This window comes from Campylobacteraceae bacterium (genome assembly GCA_013215945.1).
Classification (GTDB): domain Bacteria; phylum Campylobacterota; class Campylobacteria; order Campylobacterales; family Arcobacteraceae; genus NORP36.
The window spans coordinates 195,668-217,567 of the sequence record JABSOM010000006.1 but is presented as its reverse complement, the minus strand read 5'-3'; the positions used below and the strand labels follow the sequence as shown (position 1 = coordinate 217,567).

Annotated in this window: 21 protein-coding genes; 2 read left to right on the top strand and 19 right to left on the bottom strand. The window is 31.0% G+C overall.

Annotation, left to right across the window (positions count from 1 at the left end):
• Window positions 1–258 precede the first annotated feature (258 nt).
• The gene (locus tag HRT41_08340; GenBank protein NQY24032.1) at window positions 259–891 is read right to left on the bottom strand and encodes a LysE family translocator; all 633 of its coding nucleotides are present in this window, start codon (window positions 889–891) and stop codon (window positions 259–261) included.
• A 38-nt stretch (window positions 892–929) separates the two neighbouring features.
• A complete protein-coding gene (locus HRT41_08335) occupies window positions 930–2,864 on the bottom strand; it encodes an ankyrin repeat domain-containing protein (GenBank protein ID NQY24031.1) in 1,935 nt (644 codons plus the stop codon).
• A 203-nt stretch (window positions 2,865–3,067) separates the two neighbouring features.
• Between HRT41_08335 and HRT41_08330 the strand changes: the two genes are divergently transcribed.
• Window positions 3,068–3,529 carry a hypothetical protein gene (locus tag HRT41_08330; protein NQY24030.1) on the top strand — a complete coding sequence of 154 codons (462 nt, stop codon included), beginning with the start codon at window positions 3,068–3,070 and terminating at the stop codon, window positions 3,527–3,529.
• Between the two features lie 114 nt (window positions 3,530–3,643).
• On the opposite strand, the gene HRT41_08325 is transcribed toward HRT41_08330, so the two are convergent.
• The 17 genes from HRT41_08325 to HRT41_08245 all read right to left on the bottom strand — a co-directional run bounded on the left by HRT41_08325 (window position 3,644) and on the right by HRT41_08245 (window position 20,211).
• Window positions 3,644–4,441, bottom strand: coding sequence for a helix-turn-helix domain-containing protein (locus HRT41_08325; protein ID NQY24029.1), 798 nt, complete (start codon window positions 4,439–4,441; stop codon window positions 3,644–3,646).
• On the bottom strand, window positions 4,442–5,293 hold the full coding sequence (locus HRT41_08320; protein NQY24028.1) for a DMT family transporter: 852 nt from the start codon (window positions 5,291–5,293) through the stop codon (window positions 4,442–4,444).
• Between the two features lie 88 nt (window positions 5,294–5,381).
• On the bottom strand, window positions 5,382–6,575 hold the full coding sequence (pobA, locus tag HRT41_08315; GenBank protein ID NQY24027.1) for a 4-hydroxybenzoate 3-monooxygenase: 1,194 nt from the start codon (window positions 6,573–6,575) through the stop codon (window positions 5,382–5,384).
• 21 nt (window positions 6,576–6,596) lie between these two features.
• A complete protein-coding gene (locus HRT41_08310; protein ID NQY24026.1) occupies window positions 6,597–7,376 on the bottom strand; it encodes a class II aldolase/adducin family protein in 780 nt (259 codons plus the stop codon).
• 9 nt (window positions 7,377–7,385) lie between these two features.
• The gene (locus HRT41_08305; GenBank protein ID NQY24025.1) at window positions 7,386–8,306 is read right to left on the bottom strand and encodes a TauD/TfdA family dioxygenase; all 921 of its coding nucleotides are present in this window, start codon (window positions 8,304–8,306) and stop codon (window positions 7,386–7,388) included.
• Window positions 8,307–8,404: 98 nt separating this feature from the next.
• Window positions 8,405–9,802 (bottom strand): TRAP transporter large permease, encoded by a 1,398-nt coding sequence (locus HRT41_08300; GenBank protein NQY24024.1) that lies wholly within the window; start codon window positions 9,800–9,802, stop codon window positions 8,405–8,407.
• A complete protein-coding gene (locus HRT41_08295; protein ID NQY24023.1) occupies window positions 9,795–10,301 on the bottom strand; it encodes a TRAP transporter small permease in 507 nt (168 codons plus the stop codon). Before HRT41_08295 ends, HRT41_08300 begins: the two co-directional genes overlap by 8 nt.
• A gap of 10 nt (window positions 10,302–10,311) precedes the next feature.
• Complete coding sequence (locus HRT41_08290; protein NQY24022.1) at window positions 10,312–11,352, bottom strand: TRAP transporter substrate-binding protein; 1,041 nt, start codon at window positions 11,350–11,352, stop codon at window positions 10,312–10,314.
• A 22-nt stretch (window positions 11,353–11,374) separates the two neighbouring features.
• Entirely contained in the window at window positions 11,375–12,316 is a 942-nt protein-coding gene (locus HRT41_08285) for a Gfo/Idh/MocA family oxidoreductase (GenBank protein NQY24021.1), read from the bottom strand.
• Between the two features lies 1 nt (window position 12,317).
• The gene (locus HRT41_08280) at window positions 12,318–13,166 is read right to left on the bottom strand and encodes a protocatechuate 3,4-dioxygenase (protein NQY24020.1); all 849 of its coding nucleotides are present in this window, start codon (window positions 13,164–13,166) and stop codon (window positions 12,318–12,320) included.
• Window positions 13,159–13,551 (bottom strand): protocatechuate 4,5-dioxygenase subunit alpha, encoded by a 393-nt coding sequence (ligA, locus tag HRT41_08275; GenBank protein NQY24019.1) that lies wholly within the window; start codon window positions 13,549–13,551, stop codon window positions 13,159–13,161. Before ligA ends, HRT41_08280 begins: the two co-directional genes overlap by 8 nt.
• A 12-nt stretch (window positions 13,552–13,563) precedes the next feature.
• Window positions 13,564–14,598, bottom strand: coding sequence for an amidohydrolase (locus tag HRT41_08270; GenBank protein NQY24018.1), 1,035 nt, complete (start codon window positions 14,596–14,598; stop codon window positions 13,564–13,566).
• 122 nt (window positions 14,599–14,720) lie between these two features.
• A complete protein-coding gene (gene ligK, locus HRT41_08265) occupies window positions 14,721–15,440 on the bottom strand; it encodes a 4-carboxy-4-hydroxy-2-oxoadipate aldolase/oxaloacetate decarboxylase (protein ID NQY24017.1) in 720 nt (239 codons plus the stop codon).
• Window positions 15,441–15,442: 2 nt separating this feature from the next.
• The gene (locus HRT41_08260) at window positions 15,443–16,315 is read right to left on the bottom strand and encodes an amidohydrolase family protein (protein ID NQY24016.1); all 873 of its coding nucleotides are present in this window, start codon (window positions 16,313–16,315) and stop codon (window positions 15,443–15,445) included.
• Between the two features lie 14 nt (window positions 16,316–16,329).
• A complete protein-coding gene (locus tag HRT41_08255) occupies window positions 16,330–17,409 on the bottom strand; it encodes a 4-oxalomesaconate tautomerase (GenBank protein ID NQY24015.1) in 1,080 nt (359 codons plus the stop codon).
• Window positions 17,410–17,662: 253 nt separating this feature from the next.
• Window positions 17,663–18,322, bottom strand: coding sequence for a response regulator transcription factor (locus HRT41_08250; GenBank protein ID NQY24014.1), 660 nt, complete (start codon window positions 18,320–18,322; stop codon window positions 17,663–17,665).
• Window positions 18,319–20,211, bottom strand: a complete 1,893-nt coding sequence (locus tag HRT41_08245) for an FIST C-terminal domain-containing protein (GenBank protein NQY24013.1) — start codon at window positions 20,209–20,211, stop codon at window positions 18,319–18,321. Before HRT41_08245 ends, HRT41_08250 begins: the two co-directional genes overlap by 4 nt.
• Window positions 20,212–20,396: 185 nt before the next feature.
• Here HRT41_08245 and HRT41_08240 point away from each other — a divergent pair, with 185 nt between their 5' ends.
• Window positions 20,397–21,893: an aldehyde dehydrogenase gene (locus HRT41_08240; protein ID NQY24012.1), complete on the top strand. Its 1,497-nt coding sequence runs from the start codon at window positions 20,397–20,399 to the stop codon at window positions 21,891–21,893.
• The last annotated feature ends 7 nt before the right edge of the window (window positions 21,894–21,900 follow it).

Below are 21,900 nucleotides of genomic sequence, written 5' to 3'. Positions count from 1 at the left end.
TCTTCTATAAATGAAAATACTTCTGCATCTGCTTCTTGTAGTGTTTTGCTTGTTATGTAACTCATGGGTGAAATCCTTTTTAATATAATGAAATCTTTTTGTGAATAATTGTAATACATAATATAGGAATAAAACTATCAAATAAAGTTTTGTATTAATTATATTTTTGTATTTTGTGCAGTATAACAAAAAAATGAAGAAGGAACAATCCAGATATTGCTATTGTTTATCTTCAGGAAAAAATTAAGGCTTGTTTTGTTATACCGATTTTAATTGTAGTAAGGCTATACCTAAAGCAATAAAGATGCCCCCAGTAACTCTATGGAACCATGCCATTTTTCTTTCGTTATTGAATAAATGTTTTGCTTTTTTAGCCATGTAACCATAAGCAAATAAAGAAATAAAAGAAAAAAACATAAAAATACCTGTCATGACAAAAAACTGAGGCAAAATTTCACTTTGTAAATTTAAAAACTGAGGAAACAAAGCAATAAAAAATATTATAGGTTTGGGATTAGTAATTGCTAAAATAAAGGCTTCCAAAAAATAATGCAAAGAAGAATGTTCTTTTTTGTCTTTTTTATCTTCTTTTATAATTTTACTTTTTTTGGCATTTCTAAATTGTTTTACTCCTAAATACAGTAAGTATAAAGCACCAACAATTTTAACACCCATAAATAAAGACGAAGAAGTTGCTAAAATTACCCCTAATCCAGAAATAGAAACAGCTGATAAAATAAATAAAGCACAAATATTAGCAAAAGAAGAAATACTTAGGACTTTTAAATCATAAGTCATACCATTATGTAAAGCTAAAAAAACAGCAGGGCCTGGACTAATGACATAAAAAAACGAAACAAAAGCGTAGGTGATTAAAACTTCAATATTCATGTAAAAATCTTTTTTTGTTTAGTATAGCAAAAGATTAATTATTGCTTACTTTCTTCTTTGATATTAAATTCTTTAATCATTGTTGTTGCTAAGATTTGTAGGTTTCTTTTATGTGCAGCTGAAGAGAGATTTTTTTGAATATTGAGAATATTCTTATGAAATTTTTCAAAGAATTTAAGAATATCCTTCGTTTTTTCAGTATCGTTGTTAATTAGAGCACCTGCATTTATCATATCTAATACAAGAACCCGTTTTCCCATAAATGCAGCATAATTAATGGGTCTTACTCCAAAACTATCTGTTATATTAATAATTTCATTATTGTAGGAATGAATGAGTTTAAAGTAGCGTGAATTGTCTTTCCAAATACATTGATGAATAATACTTCGGCCTTTTTTATCAATAGCAAAAAAATTAGGTTTCGCTTCAAGTAATAATTTAACGGTATATTCACAGGATCTAGTAACTGCTTTATGTAAAGCGGTATCTCCAATATTGTCTTTTTCATTGATATTAACACCTAAGTTAAAGAGATTCTGAAGTGTTTCTAGATATTCATCTCTGTTTTTGATACCACTTTTTAGGTCAAGTTCTAAAAGATTAAAAATTATATTTCTGCCTTCTTTATCTTTTGCATTTATATTTTGTTCATTGTCTCTAAAAATTTTAAATAAAGAATAATTAAAATGCATAAGAGTATCAAAAAATAAAGGTTTTCCTAAAGAGTTTTTTTGATTTAAATCTACTTTTGAAGCAGATAATATTTCTAATAAAACAGTAAAATACTCTCCATTATCATGCAGCTGATTTTCTAATTCTTTGGTGATTTTTTTATTATTTTGTACATGAAGAATGATATCAATTAGTATTTCAATAATACTCTTGCCCTCTTTATTTACAATATTAGGATTGGCCATTTTGTTTAAATACATTTTTATTAATTCCAGATTATTTAAACCTTTATAGATTAAAGAAAATAAAACACTTTCTCCCTTAATATTTTGATGATTAATATCTATTTTTCTACTGGATATAAATAATTCAATTAAGTCTTTATTTTCACTTCTTGTTGCTTTAAAAAAAGCAGTTTCATTTTGGTCGTCTAAAGCATCAATTTTTACACCTTTTGCAATAAGTTTTTTAATCATTTCTAAATGGGAAGCTCTGGTACTTGTATCTTCAATATTGGTATTTAAAAAATGGTTAATTGATTCCATTAAAATGGTGGAGTTTTGTGCAGATCTTGAGTTTATATTACAGCCAAGTGAAACAGCTTTTTCTAAAATATTTGCATTCTGAATGCCTTTTGAAACAGCATAAAATAAAAAATTCTTTCCTTTTTTATCTTGAATGGTTGGATCCATTCCTAAATCCATTAATAAAATAGCCAATTCATTGTTTTTTAAGATTATTTCTTTATGTAAAACAGTATTTCCATCATTGTTTTTTTGATTAATATTAAGATTCTTTAATTTTGTAATTTTAATTATTGTATCAATGTCACCATTCGCAAGGGCATCAAATATAAGATTATGACCATAAGTATCACAGTTATTTATATCTTTTGTTTTTTCAATTAAAAAATCGACAAGTCTGTTTTTTGCAGAAAGTACGGTATCTTGCAATACATTTCTTTTGTAAATATTAAGATGATTGACATTTGCACCATGTTCAATAAGCGTATTTAACAAGGAGATATTATTGGCATGTATTGCATAAAAAAGAACAGTGCAACCTTCTTTATTGGTAATATTGGTTGAGGCTCCCTTTTTTAGTAACCACTGTATTGAATCTTTTAAGCCCTTTTTAGAACAAAGATGCAAAAAACTTTCTTCTTGCTCATTTAAATAATCAATATTTATAGTTTTGTTAAAAATTTCATCAAGTTTTTCTATATTAAAAAGAGGTTTGAGTAATTCATTTAATAAATCAATTTCCGTATATGTTTTTTTATTTAAAAACTTTTTAATCATTATCCCTCTTTATGTAATAATATTGAATTATATTATTATTATTCACCTAAATAACTAATAAATGGTAAATAAAAAACAAAAAGATTGATAATTATTATTGAATATCTTTTATTTGTAGGGCTATACAATATTTTTGCAAAAGTATTTTTCATTTTATATGGCTATAATACAAAAAATAAAGCTCATTATAAAGGAATAAATACGTGGACAGTCTTGAAATTTTTATCCATTCATGGATGCGTTGGTTAGTATGTTTTGGAGTTATTGCCAATTTAGCATTGGCATATTATGGATATTTTGCAAATAAACGTTTTACTTTGTTTAATAAAATATTCTCACATGTTTCAGTTGCATTTGTACATATACAGTTTATCTCAGGCCTTATTCTATATTATAACAGTGAAATCACTTCTATGTTTTTTGCAGATATGAAAGGCTCAATGAGTAATTTAGAAGTAAGATATTTTTCTATTGAACACTCATTGTTAATGCTTATTGCTGTTGTTTTAATAACAGTAGGTTCGTTTAAAGCAAAAAGAATCCAAGGGGATAAAAATAAATTCAAAACACTAATGATTTATTTTACCTTGGCCTGTATCTTGATACTTGTTGCAATTCCTTGGGAATTTAGTCCTTATGTTCAAAGACCCTTGTTCTCCTCATAGTATCTTATAATTAAGTAGGTAAAAAAGCTTACTTGATTATGTGTAAAAGGATATGAAATATTTATTTTTCATATGATGACTTAGTATAAAACAGCTTTATTCTAAAATTAAATATTAGTGCTGTAAAAGAATAATAGCTTCTGAAGTCTCTTTTGCTGCTTTAATTAACATAGGAAGAACATTTTTTTCAATGTCTTGGGTATTTTTATAACTCATATGAGAGCCAATATTCATAGCCCCTATTAATTTATTCTCTCTTCCATAAATAGGAACAGCAATAGATAATAAACCATCTTCTAGTTCTTCTTCTACCATTTGATAAGGATTATTCCTGTCTTTTCTTATTTTTGCTAATAATACTTTGGGGTCAATAATGCTTTTTTGGGTATGTTTAACAAAAACGGAATCTTTTATATATTTATTTAGACTTTCATCATCCATATGTGCCATGAATAATCTTCCTGTTGAGGTATAAAGTGCTGGTAATCTAGTCCCTACGTGAATTCCTTCATTTAAAATTCTAGTAGCAGGAATTCTCATTATACAAATAATATTAGAATCATCCAAAATAGAGATTGAACAAGATAATTTGCAGGCATCTACTACATGTTTCATATTTTTATGTGCTAAGTCTGTCCATGGTAAAGATGCAAAATAACTATAACCTAAATCTATAATTTTAGGAGTTAGAGAAAAAAATGTTCCATCTTGATGTACATAACCTAAAGACTCTAATGTTAATAATAAACGTCTGGCACTGGCTCTTGTAATATCAACTTTTTTTGCAACATCAGATAGAGTCATGCTTGTATTCTCATAACTAAAGGCTTTAATTACATTAAGTCCTTTAATAAACGCAGTGACAATATCTTTATTTTCAGTTTCATTTTTCATAGTTTCCAACTTTAACATTTAATTTTTTTCTTTTGCAATTAAGACTCCACCACTAATTATTGTAATAATACCAATAAAACCCAATATATTAGGTAAAGAATCTCCTAAAATAAGCCCAATAAGTAAAGAAAAGATAATAACTGAGTATCCTGCTGCTGCTACAAGCCCCGCTTTACTTGCTCCATATGCTTTTGTCATATAAATTTGGCCTAATGAAGCAGTGATTCCAATTCCTAATAAATATATCCATTGATTAGGAGTGGGAAGAATAAATTCTCCCATCATAAAAAAGAAGATATCACTTTTATAATAAGGAGAAATACCCATGGCTAAAAAAGGAATAATAACTCCCATAGCCATAAAACTTAATACAATGCTTCTTGTATCATAATATTTTTTGAGTTCTCTTATACTTGTAAATGCTAATGCAGCACAAACAGCATTCAAAAGCCCAAAAAGATGAGTCTTTTCAAAAAATAACCCCTCTGGTTGCATTACGAATAACATACCAATAAAACCTATAAAAATAGCCAACCATCCCTTTTTCCCAATTTTTTCTCTTAAAAACCATAGTGCAAAGATAGCCGTAAATATAGGTGACATCCTAGAATAAGTGATGGCCTCAACTAAGGAGATATTAGCAAGGTTGTAGAAAAAAGAAAGCATAGCCAATAAACCAATAGCTGCTCTGAAAAACAAAAGCCATGGTTTTCCACCTACTTGTTTAAGAGGTTTTTTTAAAAAAGTTAAACTTATTAAAAAAACACCAATAATATTTCTAAAAAAAACTATTTCAATACTTGGCATAGAGGAAGCAAGTACTTTGGCAAAAGCGCCCATTAAAGCAAGGCATACAGCAGAAATAAGCATGTATAATACACCTTGATTGATATTTTTTAGCAATATTTATCTCCTCTTAGCTTTTTTGTAAGTATAGGTAAAACAAGCTTTTAAAAACTTATTTCAAATCCTCATAAGGAAGACCTACATATTGTTCTGCAATTACTTGTTTTCCCGCATCTGAATTAAGAAAATATTTAAGTTCAGATTCTTCCATTTTTTTGTCAAAAGCATCTTTATTTTCATCGAAATTATGCAATAAGTCTGTCATCCACCAAGAAAATCTAACTCCATTCCAAATTCTTCGAAGCGCTATTGCTGAATATTGTTCTATGCATTTTTTATCCCCTTCTTTATAGACTCTTGTCAATATCTTATATAAGGTAGATACATCAGAAGCAGCTAGATTCAGACCTTTTGCTCCTGTAGGAGGTACTATATGTCCAGCATCACCTAATAAAAAAAGATTTCCATATTGTAAGGGTTCACAAATAAAAGAACGCGTAGGCACTATGCTTTTTTCAATACTAGGGCCTTTTACTAAATTCTTTCTTGCACTTTTTGGCATCCTTTTTTCGAACTCTTCCCAAAAAGCATCATCACTCCAGTCTTCAATTTTATCATCAAGTGGAACTTGTATATAATATCTTGATCTTGTTTTTGATCTCATAGAAGCTAGGGCAAAACCTCTATCATTTTTAGCATAAATTAGATGTGTGTTAATTGGTTTTACATCAGCCATTAAACCTAACCAACCAAAAGGATAAACTTTTTCGTATTCTGTTTTAACATCATTGGGAATGCTTTTTCTAGAAATTCCATGGAAACCATCACAACCAGCAATATAATCACACGCTAGGGTGAATTCTTTTCCATCTTTTGTATAGGTAATATAAGGAGCATCTGTTTTAACATCGTGCGGTTGTACCTTACTTGCTTCATAAACAGTTTCTAGGCCTTTTTCTTCTCTTACTTTCATCATATCTTTCGTAATATCAACTTGTCCATATACAATAACGCTTTCACCGGTTAATTCTTTTAATTTAAGTTCTATTCTTTCATCATTAAAAGCAAATTCAACACTGTCGTGAACTTCACCTTCTTCATCCATTCTTTTAGAAGCACCTGCTTCTCTAACCAATTTAGCAAAACCTTGTTCCAAAACACCTGCTCTAATTCTTCCTAAAACATAATCTCCTGTAACACGTTCTAAAATGATATTATCTATTCCTTGTTTATCTAGTAATAAACCCAATAACAAACCAGAAGGACCAGCTCCTATAATAGCAACTTGTGTTTTTTTATTTTCCATTATTTTCTCCTAAATATTTGCTTATGTATCCCAATTTGGGTCAATTCTTTTCATCATTCTGTAATATGCTGGCCATTCAGGAAGTCTAACTTCAGCGCCCGCTTGTGCTTCTCCACTTTCAAATTGATGCCGTGTTTTAATCATGGCTTCTTTTGAGGCTTGAATAATTTCTTCTCCCGTACTCATGGCTTTTATTTGTACCATACAGCCTTGAATTAATTGGTACATTCTCACAAATGCCCATGCCACACTAGCACCTGTTGTTATTACTCCATGATTATGAAGCATTAAACTATGATTAGTTGTACCCATCGCTCCTACAAGACGGTCTTGTTCACTTTCATCTAAAACAATACCTTCAAACTTGTGGTATCCAATTCTTTCATGAAATTGATAGGCTTCTTGCATTAAAGGAATAAAACCACATTTTAATGCAGATACAGCTTGGGTATCTGGATTATGCGTGTGCATAACACAATTTAAATCGTGCCTTGCTTTATGAATTGCGGAATGAATAACAAAACCTGCTTTATTTACAGGATAAGGACTGTCATCAACTTTATTGCCATCTAAATCTATTTTTACTAAATTAGAAGGTTTGATTTCGCTGTACATTAAACCAAAAGCATTGATTAAAATATGATCAGTACCTGGAATTCTTAATGAAATATGATTATAAACCTGGGTAGTCCATCCATAATAATCTACCAAACGATAAGCAAGTGCTAAATCTACTCTTGCTTTCCATTCTATATCACTATAAGTTTTAGAATCTAGTTTTTTATTAAATAAATCTTCCATTCTTCTTCCTTACTGTGGTTTTTCGCCAAGAACCGTAGCCCTATACATTTCACGTCTATAACCTTCATAATCATTAAAAGCTTGATGTAAACAAATTCTATTGTCCCACATAATAAATGTTTTGCTCTGCCATCTTAATCTACAGGTAAAAGATTCTTGTGTAATGAATTTTGCCAAGAAATTAATAATTGGCATAGCTTCATCTTCGCTCATTCCTTCAATGCCATTAGCATATGTACCATCAACATAAAGAGATTTTTCTCCTGTTACTGGGTGGGTTCTTATTATAGGATGGTAAGAACCTTTAATCATTTGTTGGGTATCAACATCTAATTCAATATTTCCAAGTTTTGTGATTTCACTACCTTGTTTGGCTGCTTTTTCAGCTTGCATAGCAGAAACTACTTTTTTTGCACTCATCCAAACTTTTAAAGGAGCTAACATTTTTTGCATAGCAGGTGTTAAACTATTGTAGGCTAATACTGTATTCGTGAACATAGTATCTCCTCCATAAGGAGGCATGTCTTTTCCATAATTTAAAGCAATAGAAGGTGGACGTTGTAAAAAAGCAGAATCGGTGTGCCATCCTGAACCAAATACCATTTTTGTTGTAGTTGTTGCTTCTTTTATAACAGGCTGAATGTTTTCATGTCCTACAACACCTTTTGTATATGCATCTGTTCCAAATTCACCAAGTCTTAGTGTTAAATTTTCATGATCAGTAAAAGAAATATCTTGTTCTCTAAAAAATATTAATTTATGTCTATAAAGCGCATTTTCAATTTCTGTAAAAGCTTCATCACTAACATTACTTAAATCTACGCCTCTTATTTCCGCACCCATTGCAGCTGCTAAAGGAAGAGCTGTTATATGTTTATACTCTCTTGGGCTATTATCAAAAAGCCCTGTTGGATGTACAATATTACTCATTTTTTTCTCCTAAAAATTAATTTCTAAATGACAAGTTAAATTCCTTACCAAAACATTTACTTAAAACGTAAAAAACAGTTTAAATTCACTATTTTTATTTATCCTGCCATCATGCGCGGTACTATTAAAACAAGCCACGGAGCCATTAATAAAATAGCAATTCTAATAATTTCTACACCAAAAAAGGGCATTACACCTTTAAAGGTTTCTATCATTGGAACATCAGTTGCTATTTTAGAAATTATAAATACATTTAATCCAACGGGTGGAGTTATTAGTCCTAACTCAATTACTATAAGTGACAAAATCCCAAACCATATTTTTAACTCGTCTAAATTCATTCCAAAAGCAGAAGAAGAAGCAGTAACATACTCTCCTCCATTAATATTTATTAACACAGGCCATATAAAAGGAATAACAACTAAAATCATTGCCATTGAATCCATAAAGAAACCAAGAATAATAAATATAACTAAAATTCCAATTAATACTAACCAAGGACTAACTTGAATAGTCATCGCCCATTCTGCTATGCCTTGGGGTAAACCTGAACGTGAAAAGAAACCTTTTAAAACTTCAGCTCCAAATAAAATAAAATATAACATAGCACTTGTTGTTGCAGTCTCAACTAAAGAATCTTTTAATCTAACAAAAGTTAAACCTTCACCTTTACCATTTTTCACTCTTAAAAATAATCCATAAACACCTATAATAAATACTCCAGCAGCAGCTGCTGGGGTTGGTGTAAAGAGACCAAGACCAAGTCCTAAAATAATTGAACCAAAGGTTACAACTACAGGAATTAAACGTAAAAGAGCTGTATTTCTTTCCTCTTTTGTAAGTTTTGGCCCTAAAGGTGCTAATTCTGGTTTTAATTTCACTTGAATCATAATTACTAGAATAAAAAATGAAACGGCAATAGCAGCTGGTAAAATTGCAGCTTGAAACATCTCTATAATTGAAGCTTCAACTACAATTGCATATAAAATTAAAGCGACTGAAGGAGGAATTAAAATACCTAAGGTTCCTCCTGCTGCTAATGTCCCTGTTGCTAACCTTGGGGAATAACCAAGTTTCTTAAGCTCAGGATAAGCAATTTTTCCCATAGTAGAAGCAGTTGCTAAAGATGATCCAGAGACGGCTCCAAAGCCAGCACAAGAACCAATAGCTGTTATACAAAGTCCCCCACGAAAGCGTCCCAAAATTGCATTCATTCCTACAAAAAGATCTTGCGCTAGTTTTGTCTGAGATGCCAAAGCACCCATTAAAATAAATAAAGGTATTACTGAAAGTTCATAAGAAGCTAAGTTCTCCCATAAAAGACTTTTATATTGTAAAATATAAGGTTCAAATCTAATATATGATACGGATAAGGACAGGGCAAAGGTTCCTGTAATTCCTACAAATATCATGGCAAAAGCAACTCTTGCTTTAAGTATTAATAAAATAAAAAACAGTATGATTCCTGCAAGTCCAATGAGTTCTTTTTCAATCATTTAGTTTTTCTCCTTTATTAATAAATATCTGAAAGGCAAGTACTAGTGCCCATAAAATTAGTGAAAGTACACCAGGTATATAAAAAGGCCATTCAATCCAGCCTAAAATACTTGATAATGCTCCATCATCTCTAGATTCAAGTAGTCCTAAAAACATTAAAATTCCTAAAAATATAACTAAAATCAAGGTTAAACTTAACCATAAAATATCAAGATTTTTTTGCCAAGCAGAAGAAAAATTGTTAGCAAAAAAATCTACTGCAATATGACCTCTTTCAGCTTGCGCCCAAGGGAAAAACATTAAAGCAATACAGCCAATTATTAAGCGTACAAAATCTTCATATCCTGGTAGTGCTGCTACATTAGAACCATACATTCTTGCTATCTTGTCTAAACCAAAAGCAGAGATATTAATAACAGTTACGAGTACTAATAATAATAGTAGTACCCCTGCTAAATAAACCCACCAAAGGCAGGCTTTTCTTAATAAAGCTTCCATTATTTACCTTTTATTTACTATTTCTTATAATAGCTTCTCTCGCTTTTTTAACTAACATATCACCATCAATACCTTTTTTGGATACTTCTTTAATCCATCTCTCTACAACTTTTTGTCCAGCTGCATCAAATTGCGCCATTGTTTTTGCATCATATCTTGCTATTTCAGAGTTTTTTGAAGCTGCTTGCATTTTCATACCTGGTTTTTCAACATCCATCCAAACTTGACCAATTTTTTTAACCATATCCATATTGAAACTTTCTTCAATTAAATCTTGCAAGTCTTTATCTAAAGAGCTAAATCTATCTTTGTTCATTAATAATAAAAATACTGATGTACCAAATCTATCCCCATTTGCACCTTGGGCAGAAAACTCAGTTAATTGATGGAACTTAAAGGGAGGAAAAACTTCAAAAGGAATTAATCCACCATCAACAGCTCCTTTTGAAAGTGCTTGAGGGAAACCAGGCATTGGCATTCCAACTGGTTCTGCTCCTAGTTCTTCAATTAACCAAGCTCCAACCCTTGAAGGAGTTCTTAATTTCATACCTTTTAAATCAGATACATTTCTAACTCTTTTATCAACCATATGTAAAGCATTTCCTGCATGAGTATGAATTAATAAAGGTTTAATTTTTTTAAAATCATCTTTAATTAAATCAAAATTTTCTCTAATTGCTATAGATGTTGCTAAAGAAGAACCTCTATGAACTGTTGGTAATTCATAAACTTCAGTTCTTGGGAAAACTCCTGGAGTGTAACCTGCAACTGTCCATACAATATCAGCTGAACCATTTCTAGCTTGTTTATACAACTCATTTGGTTTTCCACCCATAGACATTGAAGGGAAAAGTTCAATTTTAATTCTTCCCTTTGACATTTCTTCTATTTTTTTAGCCCATGGCATTAATAATTTAGTATGAGCAGGAGCTTTAGGACTTAAAAAGTGATGCACAGTTAATACTTCAACCTTTTCTTTTGCAAATAATGAACCTGTTAAAATAAGAGAACTTGCTAATAAAATAGCGCTTTTTGTTAATACATTTTTCATTTTCTATCCTTTTTTTGTTAAATTACTTTTGTAATTCTTTTTCACATAAGTCTAAGATCTTCATTGCCGCAAGAGCTTGTTGCACACTGGCATTTGGCTCACGTTTTTCTTTAATCGCTGTTATAAATTCTCTGTCTTGCAATTCAATACCATTCATTGAAACAGCTATTTTAGAGACATCAATTTGCTCATCTTTCCCATTAAATAAATCATCGTATCTTGCCAAATAAGTTCCTTTATCACAGATATATCTAAAAAACGTGCCAAAGGGCCCATCATTATTAAAAGAAAGAGACAAGGTACATAGTTTTCCTGAGGCTGTTTTCAAACCTATACTCATATCCAAAGAAATACCTAGTTCTTTATGAATTGGGCCTTGCATAGCTTGTACTTGTGTGATTTCTTCCCCTGTTTGGTAAGCAAATAAATCAACCGTATGGCAAGCGTGATGCCATAATAAATGATCAGTCCATGAACGCTTTTCTCCTAAAGCATTCGTATTTGTACGTCTAAAGAAATAGGTTTGAACATCCATTTGTTGGATACTTAATTCGCCCTTTTGTATTTTAGTATGTATATACTGGTGAGAAGGATTAAATCTTCTTGTATGACCAGCCATAGCCACCATTCCGGTTCTTTTTTGAGTATCTACAATAGCTTGTGCATCTTCTAGTGAATCGGCCATTGGGATTTCTACCATGACATGTTTTCCTGCTTCCATTACAGCAATTGCTTGTTGTGCATGTATTTGTGTAGGACTTGCAATAATAGCTGCATCAAAATCCATTTTTAATGCTTCTTCTAAAGAAGTAGTGTAAAAAGGAACATCAAAATCTTTTGCCACTTTTTTAGTACTTTCTTCTCTTGCACCCACTAAACAGACAACTTCTACATCGTCTATACATTTTAAAGCGTCCAGATGTTTTTTTCCAAAAGCACCATTACCAATAACACATATTTTCATATTATTTCTCCTTTTTATTTTCTAGAATGATTAAACTATAGTTCGTATTTGAAACGGGTGTATGCATGAATCTATAAGTTTCTACTACTTCTTCATCCATAGCACCTCTCATTACTAACCACATAATGGCTTCAATTCCCTCACTACCAGCTTCTCTTATAAGCTCAGTATGAGAAATATCTTTTGTAATTAAGGGTGTATTTACAAAACCATCTAACCATTTTTTGTCATAATCTTGATTTATTAAACCAGCTCTTTGACCTTGAAGTTGATGGGATAATCCACCTGTTCCTAAAATGGCAATATTTATATCTTCGGGAAAAGAATCGACTGCTTTTCGTATGGCTTTTCCTAAGTTGTAACATCTGTTTCCACGAGGTTGTGGGTATTGCACCACTCCTACATAAATAGGAATCACTTTACAGGGCCAGGCTTTTGGTTGATCATACATAATGGATAAAGGCACAGTTAATCCGTGGTCAACATCTAATTCATTGGATAAAACAATATCAAATTCATCAAATATTAAAGATTCTGCAATATGAGCAGACAAAGCAGGGTGCCCTTCACATGTGGGAACTTGTCTTCTTCCATATCCTTCATCAGCAGGCAAAAACTTTTCACCCATTCCAATTCCAAAAGGAATAACATCTTTTAAAGAAAAATTTGAACCATGGTCGTTGTAGATAATAATGCAAACATCGGGTTTATTCTTTTTCATCCAGTCACGTGCAGGTTGTATTCCTTTTATGAAAGGTTCCCAATAAGGCCCATGCATTTCATTGTTATCAATTACTTTTCCAATCGTTGGAATATGAGAAGTCCCAAGACCTCCAATAATTTTAGCCATTTTTATTCTCCTTCTTTGAGCGATTTCCTTCTATTGAACGACCGCCATTTATCATCATTTCTTGAAAATCTTTCTCTGAAAAACCTTCTTCTGACATCATTGCTCCTACTGCTTGCATTGAATGTCCTAAAACAGCCGCGATTTTAAACACATAATAAATATTTCCTCCAAGAGATAACATTTGGTTAATATCTCTGTCTTTAACTGCTTGGATTTGTTCCTTGCTCATATTAAACGTTTTTAAATATTCATCTTGATTATTTAAAAACTGCTTTCTTCCTTCTTCTCTGTTTAATGTTTCACAAAATTTATTTAAGGCATAACCTTTTTGTGACATTGCTATATCAAAAACATAGGTACCTGGAATATCATCATAATCTCTCATTTAAAACCTTTCTTATTTACAGTATTTTTTAATATGGGCATTAATTCTTGGAAATACTGTCCTAATATTATCTTCAAAAATCATTTTCTTTTTTTCATCAGAGATTTTAGCATCTGTGATATACCTTTTTGTATCATCAAAATAATGTCCCGTTTGTGGATCAATTCCACGTACAGCTCCAATCATTTCAGAAGCAAATAAAATGTTTTTTGTAGGAACTACATCTACTAGTAAATCAATGCCTTCTTGATGGTAAACACAGGTATCAAAATAGATATTGTTTTCTATAATTTTATCTATATGATCTAAGGCTAACATATCAGTAAATCCTCTATATCTACCCCAATGATAAGGAACTGCTCCACCGCCGTGTGGAATGATAAATTTTAAACTTGGAAAATCTTTAAAAAGAGTTTTGCTCATAAATAGTTGAGTAAAAGCTGTGGTATCTGCACCTAAATAATAAGATGAGGTAGCATGAAAAGTATCATTACAACAGCCACTTACATGAATCATAGCAGGCACTTCAAGTTCAACCATTTTTTCATATAAAGGATACCAATATTTATCATCTAAGGGTGGAACATCATTAAAATATCCGCCTGAAGGATCTGGATTTAAATTCAAGCCAATAAAACCTAAGTCATTAACACATCTTTCTAACTCTTTAATACTAGCTTCTAAACTTTCTCCTTGGGATTGAGGAAGTTGGGCAACACCTACAAAGTTTTTAGGGAAAAGTCCCACAATTCTTCCTATTAAATCATTACAATGTTCTGTCCATGCAATACTTGTGGATAAGTTACCTATATGGTGTTCCATTCTGCTAGCTCTTGGAGAAAAGATTGTTAAATCACTTCCTCTTTGGGTTTGAAGTTTTAGTTGATTATTTACAATACTTTCTTTCAATTGCTCATCTGTTATATTAATCTCACCTTTTAAGTGTTTAATTAATGGATCGTTTTTTAACTCATTTTTTTGTTTATCTCTATAATCTGTTAATTCTTTTGGCGCTGTTGTATAATGTCCATGACAATCAATAATCATATATTTCTCCTTGAAAAATATCCCATTTTTAAAGGGACCACTTTATTAATGTTTACTTTTTAACATTGGAAATAAATTCCAATTAAAAGTAACAAAATCCTAAAGAAAGAAAGGTGTTGCTTTTAAATGCTATTCTTTAAATCTTCATTTGTTTCAAAATATTTAAACCCTGCTTTTTTTAAAGGTTCTCTCATTTTGTATAAATCTAAACCTAAAACACCCTTATCAAACTCTTCTCTTTTTTCACTCTCATAAGTTTCTCTTTTTTCTCCTGCATCAGCTACAATTTTTGCGTTTTCATAAGGAACTACACAAATTCCATCATCATCAGCAATTACTATATCACCTGGATTGATTTGCTGTCCTGCACAAATAATAGGAACATTTACAGAGCCCAGAGTATTTTTAACAGTTCCTCTAATAGAAATTGCTTTTGACCAAACAGGAAAGTTCATCTCTTTTAAATCTCTTGTATCTCTAACTCCACCTTCAATAATTAAACCTTTTACACCTTGTGCAAGAGCAGAAGATGCAAGTAAATCCCCAAAAAAACCATCTGTATTTGAAGTGGTACAAGAAGCAATAATAATATCACCAGGCTGTGCTAGTTCCATAGCAACATGTAACATCCAGTTATCCCCTGGTTGTAATAAAACAGTAATTGCAGAACCTGCAATTCTAGCGCCTTGAAAAACAGGCTTTAAGCTAGGTTCTAATTGTCCTACTCTTTTTTGGGCTTCATGAACTGTTGCGCTTCCAAGTGTTTCTAATCTTTCAATTTGTTTCTTAGGGGCTCTGTTGATTTGTTTAACAGCAACTCCCAGTACTTGTTCTCTTAACATTTTTAGTTCTCCCATCCATAAAGTCTTGCTGGATTATCAACAAGTATTTGTTTTTGTAATTTAAGATCTGGCACCATTAAAGGAAATAAATCTAATAAATCGGCATCATTTGGCATATGTTCTTTTATATTTGGATGGGGGCAATCTGTCCCCCAAAGAATTCTATCAGATGCAATAGCAACTAAGCCTTGAGCATAAACAATTGCATCATAAAAAGGAGGACTAACAGCTATTCTTTCAGCACCAGAAATCTTAACCCACCAATTGGGTTTTTTCATAAATTCACAAAGAATTTGATAGGCTTTTTGTTCAACTCCTTTATTCGTTGGCACTCTTCCCATATGATCTACAATAATAGGTAAGTCAAATTTTTCAAAAAAATCAGCATAAGTAATAATATCTTCCGCATTGACATGTATAACTAAGTGCCAGCCTAAAGGAATGACTTTTTTAATGACTTCTTCCATCATTATTAAATCAGGAGCTCCGCCTAAATGCTGTACAAAATTAAAACGAACACCTTTAACTCCGTTGTCATCTAAATATTTGAAATCTTCTTTGGTAAAACTGCCATCTGCAATACAAACACCCTTATATCTTGCAGGATTTTTAGATATAGCATCAAGCATCGCGCTATTATCGGTGCCATGACAAGATGCTTGTACTAAAACAGCTCGTTGTATACCAATAGTATCGTGCATTTTTCTTAATTGTTCTTCTGAGGTATCAGGTGGCCAATAACTTGCTTTTTGAGAATAAGGGAATATCTCTCTTGGCCCAAAAACATGGCAATGTGCATCACATGCATTTTTCATTGTTTTATACTTGGGTATTTTTGTATTCCTAATAGGTGCTAAACAAGTTTTTTTTTCCAAAATTATTTCCTTTTTTACTGTAAAATTTCTCTATGGGGGTAGCATATACCCTTACTAATTATTCTTGCTGTTCGTAATAAACCAGCTTTTGTTATTTCTAATTCATTGTTTTTTTCTATACAAGTAAGTTCAACACTGAACTCACCAGAAGGATGTTCTACAGATATTTTTTGTACTAATTCTTTTGATGTATTCACAAAGTCTTTTGTAATGCATTGCTCAAATAAACAAGCACTGGCTACTGAAACTGCACCTAAAACACCAATAGCACTGTGGCAAGCATGAGGAATAAAGGTTCTAGTATTTATATGTCCTTTGTTTTTTGCTTTTGATAATAAGGTCATTTTAGGAATGACCTTAGAACTTACGTCTCCTAAGTTCATCATTTTTCCTGCTTCTAATCTAAGTTTTTCTAGTTTTTTTTTAAATTCTAAATCTTGTTCTAATTCATCACATGACTCATAAGCAGTTTTTCCAAAAGAAGTAGCTTTGATTAAAACAACAGGCATTCCATTATCAATACAAGTGACTTCAATGCCATTAATTACATCTATTTTCTTCCCCGTAGGAAATAAAGAACCACAAAGCGAACCTGCAATATTTTGATAATTGCAAATAATAGGAGAGCTACTTCCTTCTACTCCATCAATACTAGCTGATCCTTCAAAACTTAGTTTTTTATTTGGTGTTTGTATTATAAGTTCACAAAGTGTATTACTATTTATCATATTAATTACAATACAAGTCTCTTTATCTTGGGCTTTAATTAAACCTTCTTCTATACAAAAAGCACCTACCCCGGATAGGATATTCCCACAATTAGGAGATGTATCTACTTTATTTTCACCAAGAACAACTTGAATAAATAAATAGTCAATATCACAATTTATTTTTGTAGATTTTGAAACAATAGCAACTTTTGATGTAAGTGGATTTCCCCCACCTAAACCATCTATTTGATTTTTATCTCGTCCTACTATGCTTAAAATAATCTCATTTCTTTCTTTCTCATCTATTGGTAAATCTTTTTTGTTAAAAAAAATACCTTTTGAACTTCCTCCACGAATTTGCATATAAGGAATTGAAGAATACATCATTTTAAGCCTTTTACTATTTTACGAACATTTGTACGAAAATAGTAACATGGATAAAATTAAAGTTCGCTTAATGAACAAAAGTTCGCAAATGTGATTATTTAAATTATTATGAGATAAGTAAGGATGATAATTTGAAGATTAAGAAGAATAAAATATTCTTTCTAAAATAGCAAAATATTTTTTGTCTTTTTTAATAAAGACAGAATGCTAAAGTTTTATACTTAAAAGGTGAGAAAAATTACTCCTTGATTTATTTTGGTCTCTCAACCATATAACCTATACCTCTAATATTGATAATGAAATCTTCTTTAAGAACTTTTTTTACGCGGTTTACTTCTGCTCTAATAGTGGCATTATCAATAAAATCATCGTCCCAAACATAATCTCTAAACATATCGTAATTAACAACAAGAGATCTATTATTACTTAATAATTGAATGATTTGTACCTGTCTTTTTGGTAATATCTTTGGTTCATTATCAAAATATAAAGTCATTGTTTCATTATCAAAACTATAGGATCGTGATAATCTTTTGTGATGCATAGGTACTTGTCTGGTTTGAAGAATTTTATTAATTCTAATATTTAATTCTTTTAAATGAAAAGGTTTTTTTAAATAATCATGACAGCCTATATCAAATGCTCTGCTAATATCTTCTATATCAATTAAAGCTGAAATAAAAATAGTGGGTACCATTCTTTTTTCTTCATGCAGTTTTTCTAAAATAGACAAACCATCAATATTGGGTACATTAATATCTAAAATAAGTAAATCAAAACGTTCTTTTTCTAAAACATCAAGGCAGTGATTTCCTTCTTTTACTGAATGTATCGCATGCCCTATGGTTTCTAAATACTGTTTAATAGCCTCATTTAACATAATGTCATCTTCTAATAAGAGTATTTTCATTGTTCGCCTTTTTTAAATACATAAGCAAATGAAGTTTGAAATTCATTTGATTTTAGATGTATCTCTACATTTTCTTCATCACAAATTCGTTTAACTAAATTTAATCCTAAACCAAAACCTTCTTGTGATTTTTCTTCTCTGTAATATTCTTCAAATATTTTTTCTGGATGAATTATTTGTCTTGAATAAGATGAAACTAAAAACGTGTATGTGTTTTTTTCTTCTGTTAATGTGAGCTTGATATCTTCATTTTCGTAAGAATACTTTATAGCATTTGTTAGGTTATTATCAATTATTCGTTGAAGTTTTGTTTCATTAAAATAAATAAACATGCTAGGGTTTTGAGCTGTAAATATAAAGTTTGAATTGTTTTTATTCGCAACTTCTTCAAAAAAATCACTGCGAGCTCTTATATAATCAACTAAATCAATAGGATGTTTTTTATATTCTATTTGATCTTTTTTAACCAAATAGGACAAATCATCATAAATTGAAAAGATATTTTTCATGGCAACTTCAATATTTTTTAAATATTTATTTTTTCCATTTTCCATCTCAAAAAGCTCAATATTAGACATAATAACACTTAATGGAGTATTTGTCTCATGTACAGCATGACGCAAAAATTGTTTTTGTGATTTAAGTAAGTGTTGTGAATAGTTTTTCTCTTCTTGTAATTTAAAAGATTGTTCTTTATAATCTTTGGTGCTTTGTTGAATTAAAGAGGTGAGAGATTTAGTTGTGTTCATAAAAGCACTTTGATTAAGACCCATTTTTCTTTTAAGAGGGCTCACATTCATGGTTTCTATATTTTGATTTTCCGTAAGGGCAACGAGCGTTAATGTTTGATTTAAAAGTTCATTGTGGTCATTATTATGATAAAACTCTGCATACGTAAAAAAACCAGCAGTTGTAGCAATTCTTGCAAAGGGTTCAGTCTCTATTTTAATTAAATTTGGCATATATCTTCGCCTTGCCATGCAAGAATAAATAAAAATTGTTTCTGCTTTAAACGTATTAATATGCTCAAGGTATTCAATGGGATTCTGCATCAGCATTTCAGCATTTGCAAACCCTAGGTGTACCATATCCCCTTCATACAAGTTCCCCGCACAACCCAAAGAACCATCATCATAAGTAGTAAGTACTGCACGTGCAATATTTATTCCTTTTCGTTTTACAATTAAAGGATATTCTGTTTGTGCAAAAGAATCTCCAAGGTATTTTTCGTAAAATGCTTTGGCGCTCATACCTCCTATTTCGTAAATACGGTTACCCACTACTTTATCAATTCTATGCTCAATTCCAATTGGCAACCAATCAAACTTATGTGCATTTTTTACTTCCAATATATCTGAGTTTAAAGATACGGCAACAACTCCTTTTGAAATCATTTTATCACCTAAACATACATGCGTTTTTTTAAAAACTCCATTATCTCCTGCCATCCCTCCACAAACCATTAAGTGTTTGTCAAAAAGTTCTATTCCTTTTAAATAATCTTCTGCATTTGTATAAATCCCATCAGTAAAAGTAATAATAAGTTTTGTATTATTAGTTTTTAATGTTTTGGCTATTTTAAAACCAGTATCAGTACTTCCCACTTCTTCAAGAAAATGACCTTTTATATGAGTATGTTTAAATACCGAAATAGCAATTATAGTTTTAAGAGTAGAAATTCTTTTATTTGATATTTCTCCATCTGTGGTGGTCCCTATGCAAATAGCTTGAGGAATATTTTCTTTTATAGCAGATGAAATAAGTTGTAAAGTACTTCCTTTATGGCCACAAAAAATTTGTACTAAAATATTCTTTTCATCTTTGAACTTTTTATAAGGAATTAAATTGTTTAGATTATTGTTATTAAAGGTATACAGAAATGTTTTCATGTTTGATTGTAACATAAATATTTAACATTTTTTTTCGATTTTAATTAAAATATAGATGCTATGTTCACGCTATTATAGGACTTAATCCAGATAATATTAAATGCTATATTCACGCTATATTGCGGCTATATTCATGCTATAAAATAAATGTAAGCTGTCATATACAAAAAATTAAAGGATTACAAATGGTATATACTAAACCACAATACAAAGAACAATTCGAAAACTTTATCGGAGGAGAATGGGTGGCTCCCTTAAGTGGAGAATATTTTGACAATATTTCTCCTGTTGATGGAGAAGTATTAACTAGAATTCCAAGATCAAATGAAGCAGATGTTGATTTAGCAGTTGCAGCTGGAGTAAAAGCTTTTGAATCGTATAAACACAGCACGGTAGTTGAGCGATCAACAATGCTTAATAAAATTGCAGATGCAATTGAAGCCAATTTAGAAAATCTGGCAATTGCTGATACCTTGGACAATGGTAAAGCAATAAGAGAAACGTTGGCTGCTGATGTACCTTTGGTTGTGGATCATTTTAGATATTTTGCTTCAGTAATTCGTGGTGAGAGTGGCTCTGTAAGTGATTTAGATGAAAATACTATTTCTCAAGAAGTATATGAGCCCTTAGGTGTAGTTGCTCAAATTATTCCATGGAATTTTCCTTTACTTATGGCTGCATGGAAAATTGCACCTGCTTTAGCTGCTGGAAATGCGGTAGTTTTAAAACCTGCTTCATCCACTCCTATGTCAATATTAATGTTAATGGAAACTATTCAAGATATATTACCTGCTGGTTTGGTTAATATTATTAATGGTGCGGGTGGAAAAATTGGTAAACACTTGAGCACACATCCTGATATCAAAAAAGTAGGATTTACAGGTGAGACTTCTACGGGTCAATTAATTATGCAATATGCAACAGAAAATATTATTCCTTCAACACTGGAACTTGGTGGAAAATCACCTAATATCTTTTTAGAATCAATTATGGATAAAGATGATGCCTTTTTTGATAAAGCAATTGAAGGTTTAGTACTGTTTGCTTTTAACTCAGGAGAAGTGTGTACTGCTCCTTCACGTGCTTTAATTCAAGAATCAATTTATGAACCTTTTATGAAAAGATGTTTAGAACGAATTGAAGCAATTACTATGGAAAACCCACTGGATACTACAACAAAAATGGGAGCTCAATGTTCAAAAGCGCAACAAGAAAAAATTCTTTCTTATATTAAAATTGGAAAAGAAGAAGGGGCTGAGTTATTAATTGGAGGTGAAGCTTATGATAATAAAACCCATCCCAATGGTAATTATATTCAACCTACAATTTTTAAAGGTCATAATAAAATGAGAATCTTCCAAGAAGAAATTTTTGGACCAGTTTTAGCAGTTACTACGTTTAAAACAGAAGATGAAGCGCTTGAAATTGCAAATGATACTATTTATGGATTGGGGTCTGGTGTTTGGTCAAGAGATGCTCATCAATTGCATAAATTCTCAAGAGGAATTGAGGCTGGAAGAGTTTGGGTGAATTGTTATCATTTATATCCATCTCATGCTTCTTTTGGGGGATATAAAAAATCAGGAATTGGGCGTGAAACACATATGATGATGTTAAATTCTTACAGACATACTAAAAATATTTTAACGTCTTATTCTAAAGATGCACTTGGTTTCTTTTAGACTTAAA

Excerpts from the sequence above, each read along its gene's own strand:
- ligA (NQY24019.1), bottom strand. The coding sequence starts at position 13,551 with ATGAGAGATTATGATGATATTCCAGGTACCTATGTTTTTGATATAGCA.
- HRT41_08250 (NQY24014.1), bottom strand. The coding sequence starts at position 18,322 with ATGAAAATACTCTTATTAGAAGATGACATTATGTTAAATGAGGCTATT.
- HRT41_08255 (NQY24015.1), bottom strand. The coding sequence starts at position 17,409 with ATGTATTCTTCAATTCCTTATATGCAAATTCGTGGAGGAAGTTCAAAA.
- HRT41_08285 (NQY24021.1), bottom strand. The coding sequence starts at position 12,316 with ATGAAAATATGTGTTATTGGTAATGGTGCTTTTGGAAAAAAACATCTG.
- HRT41_08305 (NQY24025.1), bottom strand. The coding sequence starts at position 8,306 with ATGAGTAATATTGTACATCCAACAGGGCTTTTTGATAATAGCCCAAGA.
- HRT41_08300 (NQY24024.1), bottom strand. The coding sequence starts at position 9,802 with ATGATTGAAAAAGAACTCATTGGACTTGCAGGAATCATACTGTTTTTT.
- HRT41_08335 (NQY24031.1), bottom strand. The coding sequence starts at position 2,864 with ATGATTAAAAAGTTTTTAAATAAAAAAACATATACGGAAATTGATTTA.
- HRT41_08325 (NQY24029.1), bottom strand. The coding sequence starts at position 4,441 with ATGTTAAAGTTGGAAACTATGAAAAATGAAACTGAAAATAAAGATATT.
- HRT41_08320 (NQY24028.1), bottom strand. The coding sequence starts at position 5,293 with ATGCTTATTTCTGCTGTATGCCTTGCTTTAATGGGCGCTTTTGCCAAA.
- HRT41_08270 (NQY24018.1), bottom strand. The coding sequence starts at position 14,598 with ATGATTATTGATTGTCATGGACATTATACAACAGCGCCAAAAGAATTA.
- HRT41_08295 (NQY24023.1), bottom strand. The coding sequence starts at position 10,301 with ATGGAAGCTTTATTAAGAAAAGCCTGCCTTTGGTGGGTTTATTTAGCA.
- HRT41_08290 (NQY24022.1), bottom strand. The coding sequence starts at position 11,352 with ATGAAAAATGTATTAACAAAAAGCGCTATTTTATTAGCAAGTTCTCTT.
- HRT41_08245 (NQY24013.1), bottom strand. The coding sequence starts at position 20,211 with ATGAAAACATTTCTGTATACCTTTAATAACAATAATCTAAACAATTTA.
- HRT41_08280 (NQY24020.1), bottom strand. The coding sequence starts at position 13,166 with ATGGCTAAAATTATTGGAGGTCTTGGGACTTCTCATATTCCAACGATT.
- HRT41_08310 (NQY24026.1), bottom strand. The coding sequence starts at position 7,376 with ATGGAAGATTTATTTAATAAAAAACTAGATTCTAAAACTTATAGTGAT.
- ligK (NQY24017.1), bottom strand. The coding sequence starts at position 15,440 with ATGTTAAGAGAACAAGTACTGGGAGTTGCTGTTAAACAAATCAACAGA.
- HRT41_08240 (NQY24012.1), top strand. The coding sequence starts at position 20,397 with ATGGTATATACTAAACCACAATACAAAGAACAATTCGAAAACTTTATC.
- pobA (NQY24027.1), bottom strand. The coding sequence starts at position 6,575 with ATGGAAAATAAAAAAACACAAGTTGCTATTATAGGAGCTGGTCCTTCT.
- HRT41_08340 (NQY24032.1), bottom strand. The coding sequence starts at position 891 with ATGAATATTGAAGTTTTAATCACCTACGCTTTTGTTTCGTTTTTTTAT.